This window comes from Flavobacterium sp. P1_E4, from assembly GCF_056405915.1.
The window spans coordinates 67,367-90,308 of record NZ_JBFUBE010000007.1 but is presented as its reverse complement, the minus strand read 5'-3'; the positions used below and the strand labels follow the sequence as shown (position 1 = coordinate 90,308).

Annotated in this window: 11 protein-coding genes and 1 tRNA gene; 5 read left to right on the top strand and 7 right to left on the bottom strand. The window is 35.7% G+C overall.

Going from position 1 to position 22,942, the window contains the following annotated elements:
• Positions 1–160: 160 nt before the first annotated feature.
• On the top strand, positions 161–2,614 hold the full coding sequence (locus tag AC1DY0_RS09100) for a hypothetical protein (RefSeq protein ID WP_477188290.1): 2,454 nt from the start codon (positions 161–163) through the stop codon (positions 2,612–2,614).
• Positions 2,615–2,680: 66 nt separating this feature from the next.
• On the opposite strand, the gene bioB is transcribed toward AC1DY0_RS09100, so the two are convergent.
• The 3 genes from bioB to AC1DY0_RS09085 all read right to left on the bottom strand — a co-directional run bounded on the left by bioB (position 2,681) and on the right by AC1DY0_RS09085 (position 5,659).
• Positions 2,681–3,766, bottom strand: coding sequence for a biotin synthase BioB (gene bioB / locus AC1DY0_RS09095; protein WP_477188289.1), 1,086 nt, complete (start codon positions 3,764–3,766; stop codon positions 2,681–2,683).
• A 100-nt stretch (positions 3,767–3,866) separates the two neighbouring features.
• Positions 3,867–4,304 carry a hypothetical protein gene (locus tag AC1DY0_RS09090; protein ID WP_477188288.1) on the bottom strand — a complete coding sequence of 146 codons (438 nt, stop codon included), beginning with the start codon at positions 4,302–4,304 and terminating at the stop codon, positions 3,867–3,869.
• 410 nt (positions 4,305–4,714) lie between these two features.
• Entirely contained in the window at positions 4,715–5,659 is a 945-nt protein-coding gene (locus tag AC1DY0_RS09085; RefSeq protein WP_477188287.1) for a bifunctional riboflavin kinase/FAD synthetase, read from the bottom strand.
• Between the two features lie 357 nt (positions 5,660–6,016).
• Between AC1DY0_RS09085 and AC1DY0_RS09080 the strand changes: the two genes are divergently transcribed.
• A complete protein-coding gene (locus tag AC1DY0_RS09080; RefSeq protein WP_477188286.1) occupies positions 6,017–8,722 on the top strand; it encodes a zinc-dependent metalloprotease in 2,706 nt (901 codons plus the stop codon).
• Between the two features lie 58 nt (positions 8,723–8,780).
• Here AC1DY0_RS09080 and pth read toward each other — a convergent pair whose 3' ends face one another.
• The 3 genes from pth to AC1DY0_RS09065 form a co-directional block, all read right to left on the bottom strand.
• On the bottom strand, positions 8,781–9,407 hold the full coding sequence (gene pth, locus AC1DY0_RS09075; protein WP_477188285.1) for an aminoacyl-tRNA hydrolase: 627 nt from the start codon (positions 9,405–9,407) through the stop codon (positions 8,781–8,783).
• 443 nt (positions 9,408–9,850) lie between these two features.
• Entirely contained in the window at positions 9,851–10,459 is a 609-nt protein-coding gene (locus AC1DY0_RS09070; protein WP_477188284.1) for a 50S ribosomal protein L25/general stress protein Ctc, read from the bottom strand.
• A 111-nt stretch (positions 10,460–10,570) separates the two neighbouring features.
• Positions 10,571–11,512 carry a ribose-phosphate pyrophosphokinase gene (locus tag AC1DY0_RS09065; protein ID WP_219317584.1) on the bottom strand — a complete coding sequence of 314 codons (942 nt, stop codon included), beginning with the start codon at positions 11,510–11,512 and terminating at the stop codon, positions 10,571–10,573.
• Positions 11,513–11,731: 219 nt separating this feature from the next.
• Between AC1DY0_RS09065 and AC1DY0_RS09060 the strand changes: the two genes are divergently transcribed.
• Positions 11,732–11,811, top strand: a tRNA-Leu gene (locus AC1DY0_RS09060).
• A 229-nt stretch (positions 11,812–12,040) separates the two neighbouring features.
• Here the strand turns inward: AC1DY0_RS09060 and AC1DY0_RS09055 are convergent.
• Positions 12,041–12,223: a hypothetical protein gene (locus AC1DY0_RS09055; RefSeq protein WP_477188283.1), complete on the bottom strand. Its 183-nt coding sequence runs from the start codon at positions 12,221–12,223 to the stop codon at positions 12,041–12,043.
• A 368-nt stretch (positions 12,224–12,591) separates the two neighbouring features.
• On the opposite strand from AC1DY0_RS09055, the gene AC1DY0_RS09050 reads away from it, so the two are divergent.
• Together AC1DY0_RS09050 and AC1DY0_RS09045 are read left to right on the top strand one after the other, a co-directional pair.
• A complete protein-coding gene (locus tag AC1DY0_RS09050) occupies positions 12,592–14,517 on the top strand; it encodes a glycoside hydrolase family 97 protein (protein WP_477188282.1) in 1,926 nt (641 codons plus the stop codon).
• Between the two features lie 454 nt (positions 14,518–14,971).
• The gene (locus AC1DY0_RS09045) at positions 14,972–22,909 is read left to right on the top strand and encodes an Ig-like domain-containing protein (RefSeq protein ID WP_477188281.1); all 7,938 of its coding nucleotides are present in this window, start codon (positions 14,972–14,974) and stop codon (positions 22,907–22,909) included.
• Positions 22,910–22,942: the final 33 nt, after the last annotated feature.

Sequence of the window (22,942 nt, the reverse complement as noted above, 5' to 3'; positions counted from 1 at the left end):
AAAATATATTATTTATAGTCCCATTCTGATTAGTCAGAATGGGATTTTTTATTTTAAATAATGTTATATGTAAGAAAATATTTTTAAAAATTATTATATTATAAATAAATTCTTATTTTAGTAGTGTCTTTTTTTGGATTATAATTAGACACTATTTTTTATGAAGCGATTTATTTTTTGTTATCTATTTTTTATTTTTTCACCAGTTTTGCTTTGTGGACAAACTATATTTGAGAACCCTATCGTTGGAGTTAATCTCAATGAATCAAATCCCTGTACGATTGGACAATTAGTGGATTCAAATATTACAGTTACTGGTATTGGAAGAGGTAGAGGAATATTTGGGATTAATTCTAATAATAGATACGATGCCAGAAGTTGGAAGTCAGATATGTTAGATCTTAATGCCTATTTTGAGTTTACTATAATTCCCAATACGGATAAAAAAATTGATTTTGTTAGTTTTGTGTATACAGGTCAAATTTCGATTAATGGACCCACTCTTTTTGCGTTTCGTTCCAGTATTGATAATTATGCGTCAGATATTGGTATTGCCTCTGCAACTGGTTCGACAATTTCTTTGTCAGCTAATTCATTTCAAAATGTTGCTTCTCCCATTACTTTTAGATTATATGGGTGGGCGGCCACTACTGGAACGGGAAGTTTTAGTGTTAATGATTTTCAATTTAACGGTATAGTTTCTTGTGCAGCTCCGCAAATACCCATATTGCCAGAAATTAGTATTAGCTGTTCAACGACTTCTTTTGTGTTGAATTGGCCAGCTTCTTTACATGCTTCAAATTATTTTATAGATGTAGCTAAAGATTCTGGTTTTGTCAATAATCTGGCTAGCTGCCAAAATAAAGCATTAGGAAATACTTTGTCTGAAACTGTTACAGATTTGATAGCAGGACAAACTTATTATGTTCGGTTGCATTCTGCCAATGGTTGTGCGGCTAGTAGTTATTCTAATACTATAAAAGTGGCTGCACCAGAAACTATTTATGATGGAACATGGTCCAATGGTTTTCCTGATTTGGATAAAAATGTGCGATTTTTGGATGATTTTAATGTGAATGAATCTTTTGAAGCTTGTTCTTGTCAAATTGAAGATGGTGCATCTGTTCATGTTGATTCTGGAGGTGTTTTAAAGCTTCAAAATGGATTAGATGTTGACGACTCAAGTACTCTAACTTTCGATAACAACGCGAGTTTGATTCAGGTCAACGATCTTGCTGTAAATAGTGGAAAGATTACCTATAAGCGTGATACGAATCCAATGAAGAATTTGGATTATACGCATTGGACTTCACCAGTAAAAGACCAAATATTGAATGTGTTATCGCCAAATACTCAATCTGATAAGTACTTTAATTACGTTAATGGTAAATGGGTTGTTGTTGCAGGTACAGATGCAATGAGTCCATCAGGAAAAGGATTTATTATTCGTGTCCCTAAACCCAATATTTTTTTTCCAAATGGAGAGAATTGGACAGGCTCAACCTATATACAAAAGATTGCGTTTAAAGGAGAGCCAAACAATGGGGTAATAAAAATAGATACTCAAGGAAAATCCAAATATAATTTGATAGGTAATCCGTATCCATCAGCGATTGATGCTGACTTGTTTATAAAGGCTAATCTAAGTATGATTGGTGGATCTTTATATTTTTGGACTCACAATACTCCCATTACAAATAATGTTTATACTTCTAATGACTATGCTGTTTATAATTTAACAGGAGGAACAGGTGTAGCCGCGCTAAAAGGTGGGCTGCCTCCAAATGGTAATATAGCTTCAGGTGTTGCCTTTTTTGTAAGAAGTACTAATTCAGGAGTTTTTGAGTTTAACAATTCGATGCGTATTTCGGATCCAGCAGACAACAGTCAATTTTTTAGACAATCGAAGACTAAGAAAACTGCAAGTATTGAGAAGAATAGGGTCTGGTTGAATTTAACTAATTCCGAAGGAGTCTTCAAACAATTGTTGGTTGGTTATATAGCAGGTGCATCTAATGATTTTGATAAGTTGTATGACGGGACTGCTTTTAATAGTAATAACTACATTGATTTTTATAGTGTTAATAACGGGAAGAATCTAGGTATTCAAGGACGAACCGTTCCATTTGACAAAACAGATAAAGTGCCATTGGGCTATAAAACTACTATCGAAGGTGTTTTCGAAATTAAAATTGCGCATGCGGATGGATTGTTAGCCAAGTGCAATATTTATTTAGAAGACAAAAACACAGGAATACTTCATAATTTAAAGAAAAGCTCTTATTCATTTTCGACGCTAAAAGGGGAATATAACAATCGTTTTGTATTGAGTTATTTGCCTAATTTAAAATCAATTTCAGAACAAGATCTTGTTGAAAATGTTAAGCATCAACTTGAAATCTATACACAAGAGAATCAATTGAGTATAAAGTCTAGAGACGGAAATATATCAACTATCATTATTTATGATTTAAAAGGGAATGTGCTTTATCAAAAAGAGCATATCGATAAGGAACAGTTTGTAATCTCTGATATAATCCCGAAACGTCAAATTTTAATTGTAAAAACGGTTTTTAGTGATGGAGTCAGTCAAACAGATAAAATAATTTTTTAATTTAGTATATAACTAAAAAACCCTCATTTTCTTTATGAAAATGAGGGTTTTAATATTTTAAAAGATTTATTTTCCTTTTATTGATGCTTCTAGGTTTTTCTCAATTGTATGTCCTGGTCTAGTCCATTTCGGTTTTTCTCCTAGTGACTCAAACTGTGAATCTACTGCTTCAACAGTTGGTCGCTGTGCTGCTTTTTTAAATGGTTTTTGAGGTTTTAAACCTAATAAATCAAACATTTTCATGTCTTCATTAACATCAGGATTTGGTGTCGTAAGTAATTTGTCTCCAGCAAAAATAGAGTTGGCTCCAGCAAAGAAACACATAGCCTGTCCTTCACGGCTCATATTCATTCTTCCAGCAGATAAACGAACTTGAGTGTTTGGCATTACAATTCTGGTGGTAGCAACCATTCGAATCATTTCCCAAATCTCTACAGGTTTTTCATCTTCCATTGGAGTACCTTCTACAGCTACTAAAGCATTGATTGGTACCGATTCTGGTTGAGGATTTAATGTTGAAAGAGCTACAAGCATTCCTGCTCTGTCCTCTATACTTTCTCCCATTCCGATAATTCCACCGCTACAAACTGTAACACTGGTTTTACGAACGTTTTCTATAGTTTGCAAGCGATCTTCAAATCCACGAGTGGAGATGACTTCTTTATAATAATCTTCTGAAGTGTCTAAGTTGTGATTGTATGCATAAAGACCAGCTTCTGCCAATCGTTGAGCTTGGTTTTCTGTAATCATACCCAAGGTACAACATACTTCCATATCCATTTTGTTAATGGTACGTACCATTTCCAAAACTTGGTCAAACTCTGGGCCGTCCTTTACATTTCTCCAGGCTGCACCCATACATACACGGGAAGAACCTCCAGATTTGGCTCTAAGGGCTTGCGCTTTGACTTGGTTTACTGACATTAAATCGTTTCCTTCAACACCAGTGTTGTATCTTGCCGCTTGTGGGCAATAGCCACAATCTTCAGAACATCCACCAGTTTTAATCGAAACCAAAGTAGAAACCTGAACCACATTTGGGTCATGATACTCCCGATGGATAGTAGCTGCTTCAAAAAGCAAATCCATCATTGGTTTATTATAAATTGCAATAATTTCTTCTTTAGTCCAGTTGTGTTTCGTGATACTCATTGATCCTTTATTTTGATGCCCCAAAAGTAATCAAATTGTTCTAAAGAAGCAATGTACTAGTATTAAAAAGACTTACTATGAATTGTTTAAAAAGGGGAATTTAATCGGCTATAAATTTGTCATTGTAGTACAACATCAGTAACAGAGTTACAATTACTGAAGACGCAATTCCTTCAAAAAATAAAGTAAAGCAATACATATTGATAGAAGGGTGCCCTCCAAATAAAAAGGTCTCCGATAAATTATGGATATAAGCATCGCCACCTCTCATATAACTGTAAATCAATAGTCCTAAAACCGATAGAAAGACACCGACTACTGAAGTAATTAAAGCCGCCAAAGCGTTAGAAACGAATTTTGTTTTACCATGTGCAACCCTTGATCGCAACGTATCATTTACGGCATAAAGAACGAAGAACACATTAAATAATCGTAAGTAGAAAAGATTGGATAAGCCCAAAAATTCCATTAAAAGGAAATAGGTTCCTATTGATATAAAAATGAAGAACCCATTTTTAATTTCTCTTTTTACTTTCATGGCGTTGGCTTTTTAAAAGTTAAGAATGCAATATGTATTTGGTACTCAGGTATATTGACATAAATTTACAAAAAAAATAGACACCAATGGAAATATTTGTAGAAGAGTTTATTTGTCATATTTATTGAAAAATTGAAATAGAATCGATTACTGAAAAAATCATTTACTTCGTCAGTATATTAAAGTCCATGTGGGAGTGCCACCATAAAGAAAAGGGACCAACTCATTGTAGTGATTCGGTCCCTTTCCTTTATGCTGTCGGGCTATACGCGCTACTTCGGTAGCTTGCTTCTATCCCTCACTCGAGAGTAACGTGTTTAGGATCTGCCTATTTTCAGAATATCCGTCCCAATAATTCATCATTAAGCTTAAGAAGGTTTTGTTGAAAATGATAATATTATGGGAAGATTCTATAGATTCTTGAAATAAGTCAAAGCTGTATTTCTGTCTTTTTCCAATTGTTCCTTTAAAAGTGCAACCGAATCAAATTTTTCTTCGGAACGAATTCTTTCCAATATGGAAACAGTGATTTTATGGTCGTATAAATCTTCATTAAAATCGAAATAATTGATTTCTATAGTTTGATTTTTGCCTTCAACAGTGGGGTTAAAGCCGATGTTCATCATGCCCAAAACTGTTTTTGAGTCGATGATGCTTTTGACAATATAAACTCCGTTTTTGGGAATAAGTTTAAAATTTTCTTCTATTTTTAAATTGGCAGTTGGAAATCCAATGGTTCTTCCCAGTTGTTTTCCTTTGGCTATAATTCCGGTTAAAGAATAGTCGTAACCCAAGTATTCATTGGCCAAGGCGACATTGCCCTCGATTAAAGCCTGTCTGATTTTTGTGGAACTTACAGATACTTCTTTGATTTCTTGAGCAGAAATTTCTTCTACTTCAAAACCATATTGTTCTCCAAAAGCTTTTAAATCATCAATATTGGCAGTTCTATTGCGTCCAAATCGATGGTCATGACCAATTATTATTTTATGAATATGAAATTGGCCTACAAGGATGTTTTTTACAAATTCCTCCGCAGTCAATCTAGAAAAACTTTCATCAAAGGGATGGATAACTAAATTTTGAATGCCTATTTTATCCAATAGTTCTATTTTCTCATCTATTGTATTGAGTAGTTTTATATCTGAATCCTCTTGTAAGACCATACGGGGATGAGGAAAAAAAGTAAGTACCAGACTTTCGTATTTTTCGTTTTCAGTATTTTGGGTAACTTTTTCCAGTATTTTTTTATGTCCAAAATGAACACCATCAAAGGTTCCTAACGTAAGAATTGTTTTTTTTGCATTTTCCCCAGATGCAATTTGGAAATCGTTTATAGAATGAAAAATTTTCAAAGTACCTATTTTTAAATATTTTGCAAATTTATACTATCTATTTTAAAAAGAAGAATAAGAAGTTTCTATTTTTATCAATTGTAATGTTCGTTATGTTAATAAATCTTCAAATTGAGCATTATAACCTACTGTAATTGTTATGTTTTTCAAATCGTTTTTCAAATCATTGCATATTCCGTTGTAAATGAATTAATTTTGTATATCGATTTTGGAATTCTATAATCGAAAATTGACTTCAATTGAAAAAATTTTATTTGTTCATCTATTGGTTCGAGTTATCGAATAGCAAAACAAAATAGATGAAGATGAGATAAATATAAATGGAATTTGATATTTCAAAAAATACACTATGAACATATGAATAGATTTTTATTTTGTTTAGGATTGTTAGCCTTAAGTTTTGCTGGGTTTTCTCAAGCCAAATCTTCTTGGTCGTTAGTGAGTTCTTCCCAAAGAGGGATTTCTCAAAAACAGGAAGGAGATTTAGGATTTGAGCATCAACTTTCGTACACTTTAAATGAAGTTGAATTTAAACAATCGTTGGAAACACTTCATTCTGATCCTTCGTCGACCAAAAGTATAGCTGTCGCAATTCCAAATAGTACAGGTAAAATAGAGCAATTTAATGTTGTGGAATCTTCTAATTTTGTTCCTGAATTACAAGCAAAATACCCTGAAATCCGTGCCTATTCCGGAACAGGAATTACAGATCCCAAGGCGTCCATTAGTTTTAGTGTTTCGCCAAGCGGTATTCAAACTATGGTTTTAAGAGGTGACAGCGTTTCTGAATTTATAGAACAATTAGAAAAGAATAAATCTATATATGTGGTTTCTAGTTCAAAGAAAAGAAGCAAAGGAGATTTGCCTTTAACTTGTAAAACGGTGGATGTAGCATTGAATAGGGATTTGACAAAGAAAACAATTCAAGTAAAGTCAAGTAATGGTGTTTTTAAAACCATGAGACTAGCATTGTCATGTAATGGGGAATATGCCCAATATTTTGGTGGAACCAAAAGCAAAGCCTTGGCCGCAATGAATGCTACAATGACACGTGTAAATGGGGTTTTTAATAAAGACTTAGCTTTGAAATTAGTTATGATTGATAATGCTAGTATAATTTATACTGATGCAGCAAGCGATCCTTATTCTGATTACACAATTGATGATCCCAATAATACAATAACAGATGGATCCGAAGGCGCTTGGAATCTTGAATTACAATCTACTTTAACATCACAAATTGGTAATGCAAATTATGACATAGGACATTTGTTTGCCAATTCGGGAGGAGGGGGAGATGCCGGTTGTATTGGGTGCGTATGTGTTAATCCAACAGCTTCTGATCTTTATGGGAAGGGGAGTGGTTATACTTCGCCAGCAAATGGAAAACCAGAAGGTGATGCTTTTGATATTGACTATGTAGCGCATGAAATGGGACATCAATTAGGGGCAACACACACTTTTTCATATGACATTGAAGGAACAGGTACTAGTGTGGAGCCAGGTAGTGGTTCGACTATTATGGGATATGCAGGGATTACCGATTATGACGTTCAAAGTCAGTCTGATGATTATTTTGCTTATGCCAGTATTTCTCAAATTCAGAGTAATTTGGCATCCAAATCATGTCCAGTTAGCACGACATTGATTAATCAAACACCAACTGCTAATGCTGGTGCGAACTATACCATTCCAAAAAGCACTCCTTTTGTTTTGAATGGCTCTGCTTCAGATCCTAACGGAAATACAATGACGTATTGTTGGGAACAAAATGACTCAGCTACTAATCAAAGTGATGCGAATAGCTTTGCTTATGCAACGAAGCCCAATGGACCTAATTTTAGATCGTTTTTACCAAAGGGCGAGACCAATCGCTATTTTCCGGAATTGAGTAGAGTGTTGTCAGGACAACTTACAACTACCTGGGAGTCCGTCTCGTCTGTGGCCAGAAATTTAAATTTTGTGTTTACCGTTAGGGATAACGCAGTTTTGGGTTCTGCACAAACCAATTCGGATGGGATGTTAATTACTGTTGACGGAAATAAAGGGCCATTTGCGGTAACTTCACAGAACAGTTCGAATTCCAGTTGGGTTTTGGGTTCATCACAAACAATAACTTGGAGTGTAAATAGCTCTAACTTATTGGCAGGAGCGGCGAATGTGAATATTAAGTTATCTACGGATGGAGGTTTGACTTTTCCAACGGTTTTGGCATCCAATACACCAAACGACGGTTCTCAGGTGATTACGGCACCCAATACGGCGGCAAAGAATTGTAGAATTTTAATAGAGCCTACAGGAAATGTTTTTTATGCCGTAAATAGTAAGCCTTTTGCTATAGGTTATAGTGTTACAACTTCTTGTAGCTCTTATGTTTTTGCGGCCCCTTATTCAATACCTGATGCTCCGCATGCTTATACTGAGAAAACAATTGTAGTGCCTTCAAGCACTTCTGAAATAGCGGACGTTAATTTTAATATTGGTCTTACACATACCTATTTATCGGATGTTCAAATTGAAGTAGTAAGTCCAAAAGGAACTATTGTGAAGTTGTTTGATAGATCTTGTGGTGCGGGCGATAATAGCTTGATTTTGATTTATGATGATTTGGGTGGCGCTTTGAATTGTGGGGCAACAATCAGTCAAACGGTAGCCCCAGCGGGAACTTTATCTGCTTTTAATGGTGAAAATCCGGGAGGAACATGGAAATTGAGATTTATTGATGTAGGTGAAGGAGATACTGGGACAATTGATTCGGCATCTATACAAATTTGTTCAAATACTTATACTACTCTGTCAACGTCAAGTTTTGAAATCAATGACTTTGTGTTGTATCCGAATCCGAATAAAGGGGATTTTAATATTCGGTTTTCAAGTTCCAATACAACAGATATTCAGGTTTCTGTAAATGATATGTTAGGTCGAAAAATATACCAGAAGGAGTTTGAAAATACTGGAGATTTTAATCAAAATATTCAATTGAAGAATGCAGCAGCGGGGACTTATATCGTTACTGTTGTAGATGGGGATAGAAAAGGTGTCTCTAAGATTATAGTGGAATAGATTTTTTAAACTTATAAAAAAAGGGAGACATTCAAATGTCTCCCTTTTTTTATTTTATTTATTTTCCGTTGAAGGTAGTCATTGTGTTTTCCAATCCTGCCGTTCCAAAAGATTTAATGATTTCGGAAGCGACTTCCAATCTTTCGGTAAGTTTTGCTTTTTCGTTATCATCCCAATCTCCCAGTACATAATCTACTTGTTGCCCTTTTTTGAATTCATCGCTGATGCCAAATCTAAAACGGGTGTATTCTTGTGTGTTTAGAACGAGATTGATGTTTTTGAGTCCGTTATGGCCTCCGTCGCTACCTTTTTTTCGGATGCGAATGGTTCCAAAGGATAGGTTTAAATCATCGGTAATGACAAAGATGTTTTCGAGCGGAATGTTTTCTTTGTCCATCCAGTATTTTACAGCTTTCCCGCTCAAATTCATATAGGTGTTGGGTTTTAGAAGTAGAAAGGTTCTTCCTTTGAATTTGTATTCAGCGAGTGCGCCCAGTTTTACGGTTTCGAATGAGAGTCCTTCTTTTTTTGCTAAAAAATCGACTACTTTAAAACCAATATTGTGTCGTGTATTTACGTATTCGGAGCCGATGTTGCCAAGGCCAACGATTAAAAATTTCTTCATACTGTTTGTGTTCTCTTCTGTTTTTGGTGATGAAAACAGGTTTTGTATCCATTTTATCATGCTGCAAAAATAGTGTAAAAAGTATAAAGAGGAAAGAGCCGAGAGAAGAGAATAGAGAATCGAGAGAAAAGAGGCAAGAACTAAGAGAAGAGAGTCAAGAACTAAGAGAAGAGCGTATTGAATAAAGAGGAAAGAACGGAGAGAAAAGAGACAAAAACCAAGAGAAGAGAATAAGAGTAAGGAATAAATTGTTTTAAATTCTTAATTCTTAATTCTTAATTCTAAATTTTGGAATTGAACTTTGATTTTTTATTTCCAAAAATGTACTATGTTTCTCTTTAGCCCCGATGGGAGGGAAAATCCTTTTATTTTTTCTTTAAAAAATAAAAGATTTGGAAGGACAGCGGGAATCCATCTTTCTTGAAATGCCCGATCTTTCGCTTCAACTCAAAAAAAAAGCACCAGTCGTGAAACTGATGCTTTTGATATAGATTGAAAAAGTATTATTTTTTCTTTTTTGCAGGAGCTTTTGCTGCTTTTGCTGCTTCTTGCGCTGCTTTCATAGCCGCACGAGAGATCTTCACTTGACAAATTACTGTATTGTCTGGGTGCATGATTTTGAAGTTTGGAGTTGGCACTTTAGTAACATATAATTTGTTACCCATGTCAAGAGGTGTGATGTCAGCTTCAACGAAATCTGGAAGATTTTTTGGTAAAGCTTTAACTTTCAATTTACGGTTGTTCAAACGTAAATCTCCACCTGCCATAACTCCTTTAGAGTTACCAACGATTTTTACTGGAACTTCAATAGTGATTTCTTTGTCATCAAAGATTTGAAAGAAGTCAATATGTAAAATTTTGTCAGATACTGGGTGTACTTGAATGTCTTGTAAAACAGCAGTAAAAGTTTTCCCATTTCCAAGTTCAATCACAACTGTGTGTGCGTTTGGAGTGTAAACCAAGTTCTTGAAAGCTATAACTTCCGCTGAAAAATGAACTGCCTGACTTCCTCCGTATAATACGCAAGGAACCAATCCAGCATTACGTAAGGCTTTAGTAGCTACTTTGCCCACGCTTTCTCTTTCTGATCCTTTAATTGTAATCGATTTCATTGTAAATATTTATATAGTTATTAATTAAACTCTTGTTTGAAGCTTTAGGCTATAAGCCTTAGGCTTTAGGAGAACTGTAGCTTATTGCTTAAAGCTTACAGCATATTGCTTTTACATTAAAAACTTCCCGCTAATGGAATTGTTGTGGTGAACCATGTGCATTACTTCAGCAAAAAGAGGTGCACAACTCACAACTCTTATTTTGTTTGATTGTTTTTTTAACGGAATAGAATCGGTTACGATTAGTTCCAACAATTTTGAATTTTCTATTTTTTCGTAAGCACCACCCGATAAAATGGCATGCGTACAAATTGCTCTTACGCTTAAGGCTCCTTTTTCGATCATTAAATCGGCAGCTTTCGCCAAAGTTCCTCCTGTGTCAATCATGTCATCCACTAAGATTACATTTTTGCCTTTTACTTCTCCGATAAGCTCCATTGTTTCGATAACGTTGGCCGCTTTTCTTTGTTTGTAACAGATTACTACTTCAGAATTTAAGAATTTAGAATAAGCATAAGCTCTTTTCGATCCTCCCATATCTGGTGAAGCAATCATTAAATTGTCTAGACCTAAACTTTCTACGTATGGTAAAAAGATAGTGGATGCAAAAAGGTGATCAACTGGTTTCTCGAAGAATCCTTGTATTTGATCAGCATGCAAATCCATGGTCATTATCCTTGTTGCTCCTGCAGCATCTAGTAAATTAGCTACTAGTTTGGCTCCAATCGGAACTCTTGGTTTGTCTTTTCTGTCTTGTCTTGCCCAACCGAAGTAAGGTATAACAGCTGTAATGTGTCTTGCTGATGCGCGTTTTGCTGCGTCAATCATCAACAATAATTCCATTAAATTATCGGCAGTAGGAAACGTTGAGCAAACGATAAAAACACGTAACCCTCTGATTGATTCTTCGTAAGAAGGTTGAAATTCACCATCACTATAAGTAGACATGGTAACTTTCCCCATTGGGATTCCGTATTCCTTTGCAATTTTCTCTGCAAGATATTCACTTTTTGAACAAGCAAAAATTTTAGCTTCTGGTTCTAGGTGTGACATTTAATTTGTTGTTTTGTAGTTAGTTGTGAATTCCTTTTTTTAGGAGGTGCAAATTTAGAAAATAAAATCAACTCTGAAAGGAAAAATTTAAGTATTTTTATTAGAATGTTTAAAAATATTTTTTACATTTGCACCGTGTTAAAGGAAAAGATAATTGTTAATATTAATTGTCTCTTTATTGCGTTTGGAATGATTGTTTATTATTCCATGTCTAGCTAAGCCCGGATGGCGGAATTGGTAGACGCGCTGGTCTCAAACACCTGTGGGAAACCGTGCCGGTTCGACTCCGGCTCCGGGTACAAAAACCTCTTCGAAAGAAGAGGTTTTTTTGGTTTTAGAAGGTTCAATTTTGCTTTTTACAATTTATTGACTAAAAAACCTGAGTAAAAAGACTTTTTTTTGTTGTAATTATTTTATTAAATAATTGATATTCTATAAAATAAATAATTGTATTTCGAATAGTATGATTTCTAAAGATTTATTAAATCGAGTAAGGTTTTAAATTAATTTTTTTATAATTTTAATGGTTTAGTCTATTCCTCGCAACATATGTTCTTTTGCTAGTGTATAGTGTTTGTCGCAAAAACCAACACTGTTCCAATTGATTTCTTTCCCACATCTTGTGCATTTTCCTGTATATGCATAATCTCTTTTAGATGAACAACCTATTATTGTAAATAATAGTATTGCACCTAATACTAATTTTTTCATAGTTCTTTTTTTGAAGCCGCAAATTTATGTTAAGAACATATTGAAAAACGATTAATGACTATGAAATGTTTCTTTTTACAGATAGAAGTAGTTTAATTATTTTTTTTGTAGTATAAATTTTATAAATATTTTTATTTTTTTATTAGCTATAAAGGTAATTGCTGGAATTAATTTTGTTTTTGACAGAATGTGGGTTTCTGTTTTGTGTTTTTCTTTTTAGAAATAATATATTATTAAAGCTTTCATATTTGTATTTGGTTTGCATTTTGTAATTATTTTATAACTAATAGTATTGATTTTTAAGAGTGTCTGTATTATACTCATTTATTTTTTGTAAACTTGTAAGTGTAAAATAAACACTTATAATTATGAAAAAAATATACTATATAGTTCTGCTATCTATTTCGCTAACGTCATTTGCTGAAAACGTCGTCAATTATTCGTTTGTCAACTCCGATAAAACAATAAAAGTTGAATTTAATCTGACTCCAAAGAAAACAGCGTGTTATAAAGTTTTCTTTAATAATAAATTAGTCATCAATACTTCAGAGCTTGGGATTGTTCGGGAAGACGGTAATTTTTATACCGATATGAAGATTGTAAAAGTATCTGAAGCGAAAGTTATTCAGTCTTCTTATAGTATGTTGCAGGGGAAAAGAAAAAACAACAACTATGTTGCCAATCAATATACAGTGAATTTGCAAAACAGTGAGGGAGAGGATATGGAAATCATTTTTCAGATTTCACATGATGGAGTTGCTTTGCGTTACCATTTTCCTAAAACTTCTAACGATATTAAAAAAATAGCTGAAGAGAAAACCACTTATAATTTTGATGCTTCCGCAAAAGCATGGTTACAGCCTATGTCTAAAGCTAAAACAGGGTGGAAAGAAACCAACCCGTCCTATGAGGAACATTATTCTATGGGGGTTCCAGTAAATACCAAACCAGCAATTGGGGAAGGGTGGGTGTATCCTGCTTTGTTAAATGCCAATGATGCTTGGGTTTTGATTACCGAAACTGGATTACAAGATAATTATTGTGGAAGCCGATTAGTATATAATGATGCTTCAAAAGCGTTGCAGGTAACTTTTCCGCAAAAAGAAGAGGTTTTCACAAACGGTGCTCTAAATCCAGAATCGCAATTGCCATGGTATACTCCTTGGCGAATTATAACGATTGGTTCCTTGAAAACAATTACTGAAAGTACTTTAGGAACCGATTTGGCGGATCCTGCCATTTCCATGGATACTTCTTTTATAAAAAGTGGATTGTCTTCATGGAGTTGGGTTTTATTAAAAGATGATTCGGTTAATTTTGAGACTACTTTGCAGTTTATTGATTATGCGTCCAGCATGAATTGGCCTTATTGCCTGATTGATGCCGATTGGGATACCAGAATTGGTGATGCTAAAATGAAAGAATTAGTAGCTCATGCCAAAGAGAAAAACGTAAAGTTATTGGTTTGGTACAATTCATCAGGACCATGGAATGGTACAGAATATCATCCGAAAGGTAAATTACTTACCCATGCCGATAGGGACAAAGAATTTTCAAGATTAAACGAACTTGGAATTGCCGGCATCAAAGTCGATTTTTTTGGGGGAGACGGACAGTCGATGGTTGCCTATTATCATGGGATGCTTAAGGATGCTGCATCACATCAGCTATTAATCAATTTGCATGGGGCCACTTTACCTAGAGGTTGGCAGCGTACTTATCCCAATTTGCTGACTACCGAGGCTGTAAAAGGATATGAGTATATTACTTTTTTTCAAGATATTGCCGATTTGGCACCAAGCCACTGCTCAATGCTTCCTTTTGCCAGAAATGTTTTTGATCCAATGGATTTCACTCCTATGGTTTTAGATTCTATTCCGAATATTAAGCGTAAAACAACACCTGCATTTGAGTTAGCTTTACCAGTTTTATTTCTGTCGGGTATTCAGCACATTGCTGAAACTCCTGTTGGTATGTCCAAAATGCCAAAATATGTGGTGGATTATCTAAAAGACATTCCAACGAATTGGGATGATTCCAAATTTATAGAGGGCTATCCGGGAAAGTACATTATTATGGCTAGAAAAAAAGATAATGTTTGGCACATTGTTGGAATTAATGGAGAAAACAAAGCCAAAGAAATTGAAGTTGATTTGTCATTTGTAACGAATGAATCTGGTTATATCATTTTTGAAAATGAAAAGGGTTTTCAACAAGAGATGATTACAAAAGCGCAAAACAAGAAGCTTAAAGTAACAATGAAACCAAATGGTGGTTTTGTGGTGAAGATATAGCGTAAAGAAAAAAGGTTAAGTTTAGTTAGATTTGGAAATGCCGGGGCGACAAATGACATTTTGTTATTTGTTGTCCCGGCATTTATTTTTTATGTCTGTATGTGTTGTTTAGTTTTTCAATATTTAAATTGAAAGACAAAGTATTAGTTTATTATCTGCTTATTTATTTGTGTAGTTGTTTTGATTTTGATGCTTTAAGTTGGAAGTTGAATCGTTGTTTGGATTTAAAAAGGTGAGCGATAAAAAAATCGACTAAACATAATTTTTAATCGATGAAGGTACAATTTATTAGGAAAAAGTGGTATTAACCTACTAACTTATAAACATTAATAAGGACTACATCGTTGTAGTTTTATTGTGAAAAAAAAGTCATTGTTGTAAAGTAAATAAAGGTTTACTTTTAAAGCCTTGTATGTTATCAAATCATTATTTTTTTAACAATAAATTTAGGTTGATGAAAATAAAACTACGTTTAATTTTACTAATTGCTATTATATTAAGTAATGTAATAATTGCTTCAAATTTTAAAAATTTAACTTTATTAGCTATAAATAAAGGTGAAATACTACTTTTAAAAAATGCTAAAAGCAAAAAATCATTACATAAAACATTCTATGAAAATCGGAATGTTTTAGCAGTTGTTACCCCGCCCACAACAGTAGCGGGAAGTTCTTGTGGTCCAGGAGTAATCAATCTTTCGGCTACAGGAGCAAGTGGAGATATTATAGAATGGTATGCAAGTCAAACTAGTACAACGGTTTTGGCTACTGGAAATACTTATAGTCCTGCTGTATCAGTTACAACTACTTTTTATGTGTCTGCTAGATCAGGTATAGGAACCAGTACACGTGTTCCTGTGGTAGCATCGGTATATAATATTCCGCCGGCAGTTTCTTTGTCGTCAAATCCAGTAAATAATACTTTGAATCCTTTATGTTTAGGGACCTCAATAACATTTACTGCTAACGGTGGAGCCGATTTATTTGAATTTTCGGTTGATGGTGTTGTTAAACAAGCAATGTCAAGCAGCAGAGTTTATACTACAAATTCTTTAACCAATGGACAAATAGTGAGTGTTCGATCTCGTTATGCAGTAACTTTGGATGGATCTCTTGCAGAAAATGCATGGGGCACAGGTCCTTTAGAAGATAATGTTCTTTCAGCAACATTATCTGGATTAGCTGCAAATGGATATATTAATGCTTTAAAAATAAGTCCTACAGAAGATAAATTGGTTTTTGGTATTGCCGGTAAAGCTATAAATTACAGGAGAATTATGGTTTTCTTGGATACCAAACCAGGGGGATTTAATGTTTCTAATTATGGGGATGAAAATGGGTCGCTTCCAGATGTAAGGGCTTTTAATTATTTCAATAACAATCCGAGTACTTTTGATTCTTATTTTGCTGCTGATTATTGCTTGGCCATTGCCACAGATACTGGTGAAACAAATTATTACGCCGATGTGATCGAATTGAAAACAGGGAATTCTACAAAAACCTATTTGGGTACAGCAGCTACAGGTGTTCCAACATCTGTAATGGGAGTGAATAAGAATAATACTGGTACTTCTGATTATAATTTGGGATTCGAAGTTGAGGTTTCAAAAGCATTAGTTGGATACACTGGCGGTGATGTTAAGTTTTTTGCCTTTACAATGCAGGATAACACTTCGTCCAATTATAATGTGACCAACTCATTTTTGAGTCCGGCTACAAGGACGAGTGATTATGGTAGTGGTTCTATTGATTATAATTTGGAATCACCAAATCCAGTTGTAGTGGCTGGAGCAGCTTTGACTCCTTGTTATTCTACGGATAGTATGTCTATGAATTTTGCTGCCAATCCAACTGTTGCCACAGTAGGAGTAAATCAATCTAGATGTTCTTTAATTAGTGCAGTCCTTGGAGGAAATACGCCATCAATAGGAGTGGGAACTTGGTCAAAAAAATCTGGGCCAGGTACGGTTACTTTTAGTGATAGTTCTCTTGGGAATGCTACTGCTACTGTTAGTACTGCTGGAAACTATGTTTTTACATGGACAATTTCAAGTGGTCAATGCTCTGTTTCATCTGCTGATATTACTGTTGTTTATAACGTTACGGATGCTCCAACGGGTTTGTCTAATCAAAATTTTTGTAAACTGAACAGTCCAAAAGTGTCTGATTTGGTTGCAACTGGGAATAATATAGAATGGTTTACAACGGCTAATGGAGGAACTGCGCTTCCTGTCGGTACAGATTTGGTAACAGGGTCCTATTTTGCTGAACAAACGAATGCAACGACTTCCTGTAAAAGTATTTCTCGTTTGCAAGTAAATGTTATTGTCGATAATCCATCTGGACCGACAGTAGCTGCGTCGCAAACGTTTTGTAACACGGCAAAAGTCTCTAATTTGGTTGCAACAGGGACGGCAGTAAAATGGTATGCAGCTCCGACAGGAGGTTCAGCATTGGATCCTAATACTGCTTTGGTAAATGGTGAAACTTATTATGCTACCCAAACCATAACCGGAACGCTGTCCTGTGAAAGTTTTCCAAGAAATTCATCCACAGTAACTATAAATACAACAGCGGTTCCAACGGGTTCTGGCTCTCAGACAGTATGTAACTCAGGTATTATCGCTGATTTAACTGCTTCCGGATCAGGTACAATTAAATGGTATGCAGCTTCAGCTGGAGGGAGTTCTCTTTTAAGTTCTGAGGTTTTGGTTTCAGGAACTACTTACTATGCTTCTCAAACCATTGGAACTTGTGAAAGTGCTTCTAGATATGCAAATACTGTTACTATAAATAATCCTGTGATTCCAACAAGTGGAGGAAATCAATCTGTTTGTGCTAGTAGTCCATTACAGACGTTAACGGCAACCGCAACTGTTTCTTCGGGGACTATTGTTTGGTATGATTCTATGACAAATGGAACTGTAGTTACGAGTCCAGTCTGGAATTCAGTTGGTTCAATTACTTATTTTGCTCAAAACAATATTGCATCCTGTTCTAGTATTTCGAGAACATCTGTTACATTAGAAATAAAAGATTCTCCATTTTTGAATGTGACAACAAAAACGTGTTCGGCTGATTTATTAAGCTATACTGTAGATTTTACCGTTGCAAGTGGTAGTGTGATTACAAGGGTTCCGGCCGTTGGTGTGATAGTCGGGAATTCGATTACAAGTATTCCTGCAGGGACAAATATTACTATTAATGCCGATAAAGGAAATGGTTGTGTTGAAGCATTTACTGTAGTTGCTCCAAATTGTGCTTGTGCAATTATAAGTAATCCAATAAACAGTGGAGATAAATCTATTTGCGAAGGGCAAGTAAATCCAATTTTGTCAGCTAATGTTAATGCGGGAGAAACTATTGATTGGTATAGTAACAGTAGTGGAGGTGTGTCTTTGATAGCTAATAGTCTTACTTATGCGCCTACAGTAAGTTTACCAGGTGTTTATACCTATTATGCAGAAGCTAGAAATACAATAAGTAACTGTTTAAGTTCCAGCAGAACGGCTGTGTCTTTAACCATTAATTCGCAATCAAAACCAACTGGACCTTCTAATCAAACTTTTTGTGAGTCTCAAAATGCTACTGTTGGAAATTTAATAGCTATTGGAACAGGAGTACAGTGGTATGCAGATGCAACTGGAGGATCTGCTTTGCCAATTGGTACTGTTTTAGTTGATTCAGAAGATTATTATGCTTCTCAAACGGCAACAACAGCTTTGCTTTGTGAAAGTTTTGATAGATTAAAGGTAATTGTTACTATTAATAAACCAGCTGCTCCAACAACGACTGTTGCCAGCCCTGTTTTTTGTAATTCAGGAACGGTTGCCGATTTAATAGTTACAGGAACCAATGTGAAATGGTATGACTCTCTAGGAACTTTATTAACACCAAGTTCAATATTGACAGATGGTGTTTATTCGGCTACACAAACTTTATCTGGTTGTGAAAGTGTATCGAAGCTAAATGTAACAGTTACTATTAATAAGCCTTCTGCAATAACGATAAGTGGAAGTTTGACTTTTTGTGAATCGGAGAATGCAACTGTTTCTTCCCTTACTGCTAAAGCTACTTCTGGGACTAATATACAATGGTATTCATCGGCCACAGGAAATACATCATTGTTGAGCTCAACCCCTTTAATTGATGGCTTGTATTATGGTTCTCAAACGGTATCAGGTTGCGAAAGTACACCTAGAGTTGTAGTAGATGTTGCAATAAATGCTCCATCAAGCCCAACAGGAGATGGAATACAATTGTTCTGTTCAAGTCAATCTGCTAAAATAACGAATTTATTAGTTTCGGGTAGTACTCCAATTTTATGGTATAATGCAGCAATTGCTGGTAGTTCTTTGCCTGTAACAACTTCTTTGGTGGATGGGACAAAGTATTATGCCACTCAAAATGTTTCGGGTTGCGAAAGTGTGAATCGTCTTGAAATTTCGGTAGTAATAGTTGATCCCTTAACTCCAACGATTGCTACGGCAAATCCACTTTTTTGCGAATCCCAAAATGCAACACTTAATTCGATTGTTTTAAATGGAATCATAAATAATTCAAATATAATTTGGTATGATGCTTTAAATGGAGGGACTGTTTTGCCTTCAAATACTTTAATTGTTACTGGGGGTGATTATTATGTAGTACAACAATCTACAACTCCCCTAATTGGTTGCGAAAGTATCAATAGATTAAAGGTAAGTCCTGTTTTAGACAAACAACAACCGGCTATTATCAATAGTATTACCCAGCCAACATGTGCAGTAAATACAGGAAGCATTTTATTTAGTGGATTGCCAACAACTGGAAATTGGACTATCATTCCATCAACTGGTATTCCTGTAATTGGTTCGGGGGCTAGTTATTTGTTTACAGGTTTAACAGCAGCCTCTGATTATACTTTTAAAGTTTCAAATGCCAATGGTTGTACCTCTGTAGCCTCAACTTCTGTTGCAAAAATAAATGCTATACCAACAGCTCCATTAGTTCCGACCGTTTCCAATAGTATTCAGCCTACTTGTGCAATTCCATCGGGGACTATTGTAATAACTCCTCAACAAGGAATGGAATATAGTTTGGACGGAATCAATTATCAATCCTCTACTGTTTTTGAGTTTTTGTCTCCAGGGGACTATGCAATGCATGTTAGAAATATATTGGATTTTACCTGTTCTGCAGTATCAATAACTACTTCGAGAATCAATGCGATTCCAACAGCTCCAGCGGCTCCAACTAGTTTAAGCGTTGTTCAGCCTACTTGTGCTGTACCTTCCGGTTCTATTACAATTGTGAGTCAAGCTGGTAAGGAATACAGTTTGGACGGAGCAACATATAAATCGGGAAATGTATTTAACGGTCTTGTACCAAATGACTATACGCTCTATGTTCGAAACACTGCCGATGCTACCTGTTTAGCTACATCTGTAAGTGCTACGAGAATCAATGCAATTCCAACAGTTCCAGTGGCACCAACTAGTTTAAGCGTTGTTCAGCCTACTTGTGCTGTACTTTCGGGTTCTATTACAATTGTGAGTCAAATTGGAAAGGAATACAGTTTGGACGGAGCAACATATAAATCGGGAAATGTATTTAATGGTCTTGTGCCAAACGACTATACGCTCTATGTTCGAAACATTGCCGATGCTACCTGTTTAGCTACATCTGTAAGTGTAACGAGAATCAATGTAATTCCAACAGCTCCAGCGGTACCAACTAGTTTAAGCGTTGTTCAGCCTACTTGTGCTGTGCCTTCCGGTTCTATTACAATTGTGAGTCAAATTGGAAAGGAATACAGTTTGGACGGAGTAACATATAAATCTGGAAATGTATTTAATGGTCTTGTACCAAATGACTACACGCTTTATGTTCGAAACACTGCCGATGCTACCTGCTTGGCTACATCTGTAAGTGCTACGAGAATCAATGCTATTCCTACTGCTCCTGTGACTCCAACTAGTTTAAGCGTTGTTCAACCTACTTGTGCTGTGCCTTCCGGTTCTATTACAATTGTGAGTCAAATTGGCAAGGAATACAGTTTGGACGGAGCAACATATAAATCTGGAAATGTATTTAATGGTCTTGTACCAAATGACTATACGCTCTATGTTCGAAACACTGCCGATGCTACCTGCTTGGCTGCATCTGTAAGTGCAACGAGAATCAATGTAATTCCAGCGGCTCCAGTGGCACCAACTAGTTTAAGCGTTGTTCAGCCTACTTGTGCTGTACCTTCCGGTTCTATTACAATTGTGAATCAAATTGGAAAGGAATACAGTTTGGACGGAGCAACATATAAATCTGGAAATGTATTTAATGGTCTTGTGCCAAATGACTACACGCTTTATGTTCGAAACACTGCCGATGCTACCTGTTTAGCTACATCTGTAAGTACTACGAGAATCAACGCTGTTCCGACAGCTCCGATAGCGCCAACTGTTCTAAGTATAGTTCAACCTACCTGTACGATCCCGTCTGGGGCAGTTTCCATAGCCGCCCCCCAAACGGGAATGGAATACAGTCTGGACGGGATAACGTATCAGTTATCGGATATATTTAACGGTCTTGTACCAAATGACTATACGCTCTATGTTCGAAACACTTTGGATGCTACCTGTTTAGCTATATCAGGAAGTACTTCGAGAGTAAATGCTGTTCCGACAGCTCCAATAGCCCCAACCGTTCTAAGTATTGTTCAACCTACCTGTACGATCCCGTCCGGGACAGTCACCATAGCCGCTCCCCAAACGGGAATGGAATATAGTCTGGACGGGATAACGTATCAGTTATCGAATGTATTTAACGGTCTAGCGCCAAATGACTACACGTTTTATGTTCGAAACACTGCCGACTCTACCTGTTTAGCTACATCTGTAAGCGCTACGAGAATCAATGCAATTCCCACCGCTCCAGCGGTACCAACTAGTTTAAGTGTTGTTCAGCCTACTTGTGATATGCCTTCTGGTTCTGTTACAATTGTGTCGCAAATTGGAAAGGAATACAGTTTGGATGGAGCAACATATCAATTATCGAATGTATTTAACGGTCTTGCACCAAATGACTATACGCTCTATGTTCGAAACACTGCCGATGCTACTTGCGTAACTACATCTGCAAGTACTTCGAGAATCAATGCTATTTCTACCGCTCCAGCGGTGCCAACTAGTTTAAGTTTAGTTCAGCCTACTTGTGCAATGCCATCGGGTGCTGTGACGGTTACTTCTCAAGCAGGAATGGAATACAGTTTGGACGGAACAACGTATCAGTTATCAAATGTATTTAATAATCTTGCACCAAATGACTATACGCTTTATGTTCGAAACCCAGTCGATGCTTCCTGTTTAGCTACATCGACTACTGCTACGAAAATTAATGCTATTCCAACATCGCCAATCGTGCCAACCGCTTTGAGTGTGACCCAGCCGACTTGTGCTGTGCCTTCTGGTTCTATTACAATTGTGTCTCAAACCGGAAAGGAATATAGTTTGGACGGAACAGCATATCAATTGTCAAATGTATTTGACGGTCTTGTTTCAAATGATTATGCTTTATACGTTAGAAATATAGGAGATGCTACTTGTATGGCTTCATCATTGGTAAATACTACTATAAATGCTAAACCTTTGTCACCGGTAACTCCAACTCTTTTGAATGTGATTCAGCCTACTTGTTCGATGCCTTTTGGAACAATTGAAATTGGAAGCATTTCAGGTGTTGAATACAGTGTAGGTTATGGTTATCAAGACAATCCAGTGTTTTTAAATTTAGCTCCAGATAACTATAAAATAAGTGTTCGGTACAAAAACAACGTCACTTGCGAAACTTTTGGTTTGGATCAATTAGTAAATGCAATACCCCCTGATATTCAATTTGAATCGTCTTGGACTTGTCAATCCAATAAATATGAATTAACAGCCAGTCCATTGTCAAATTCCTATGATCCAAACGCTGTTGAATATGTTTGGAAAGATCAAAAAGGAAATACCGTTGGAACCAATTCAAACGTTTTGAATGTAAATGATGCTATAGATGCTACTGCCGAAATAGAAACTTTCCCGTTAACTTATAGCCTCACCATACAATCAAATGCTACAGGTTGTGAAACAACTTCAAATGTTGTGATTGAATCAATATACTGTGATATTCAGAAAGGAATTTCTCCTGATGGGAATGGTTCAAATGACTACTTTGATTTGCGATTAATGGATGTGAAAAAATTGGAAGTATTTGATAGATATGGTATTCAAGTGTACAATCAGTCAAATTATACCGATCAGTGGAGTGGTCAAACCAATAACGGTGAAGCGCTTCCAAGTGCTACCTATTATTATGTTATTGAGTTTAATAATGGCAAATCAAAAACAGGATGGATTTATTTAATTAGAGAGAATTAATAAAGTCATTTTTTGAATCAGCTTTCCTTTTTA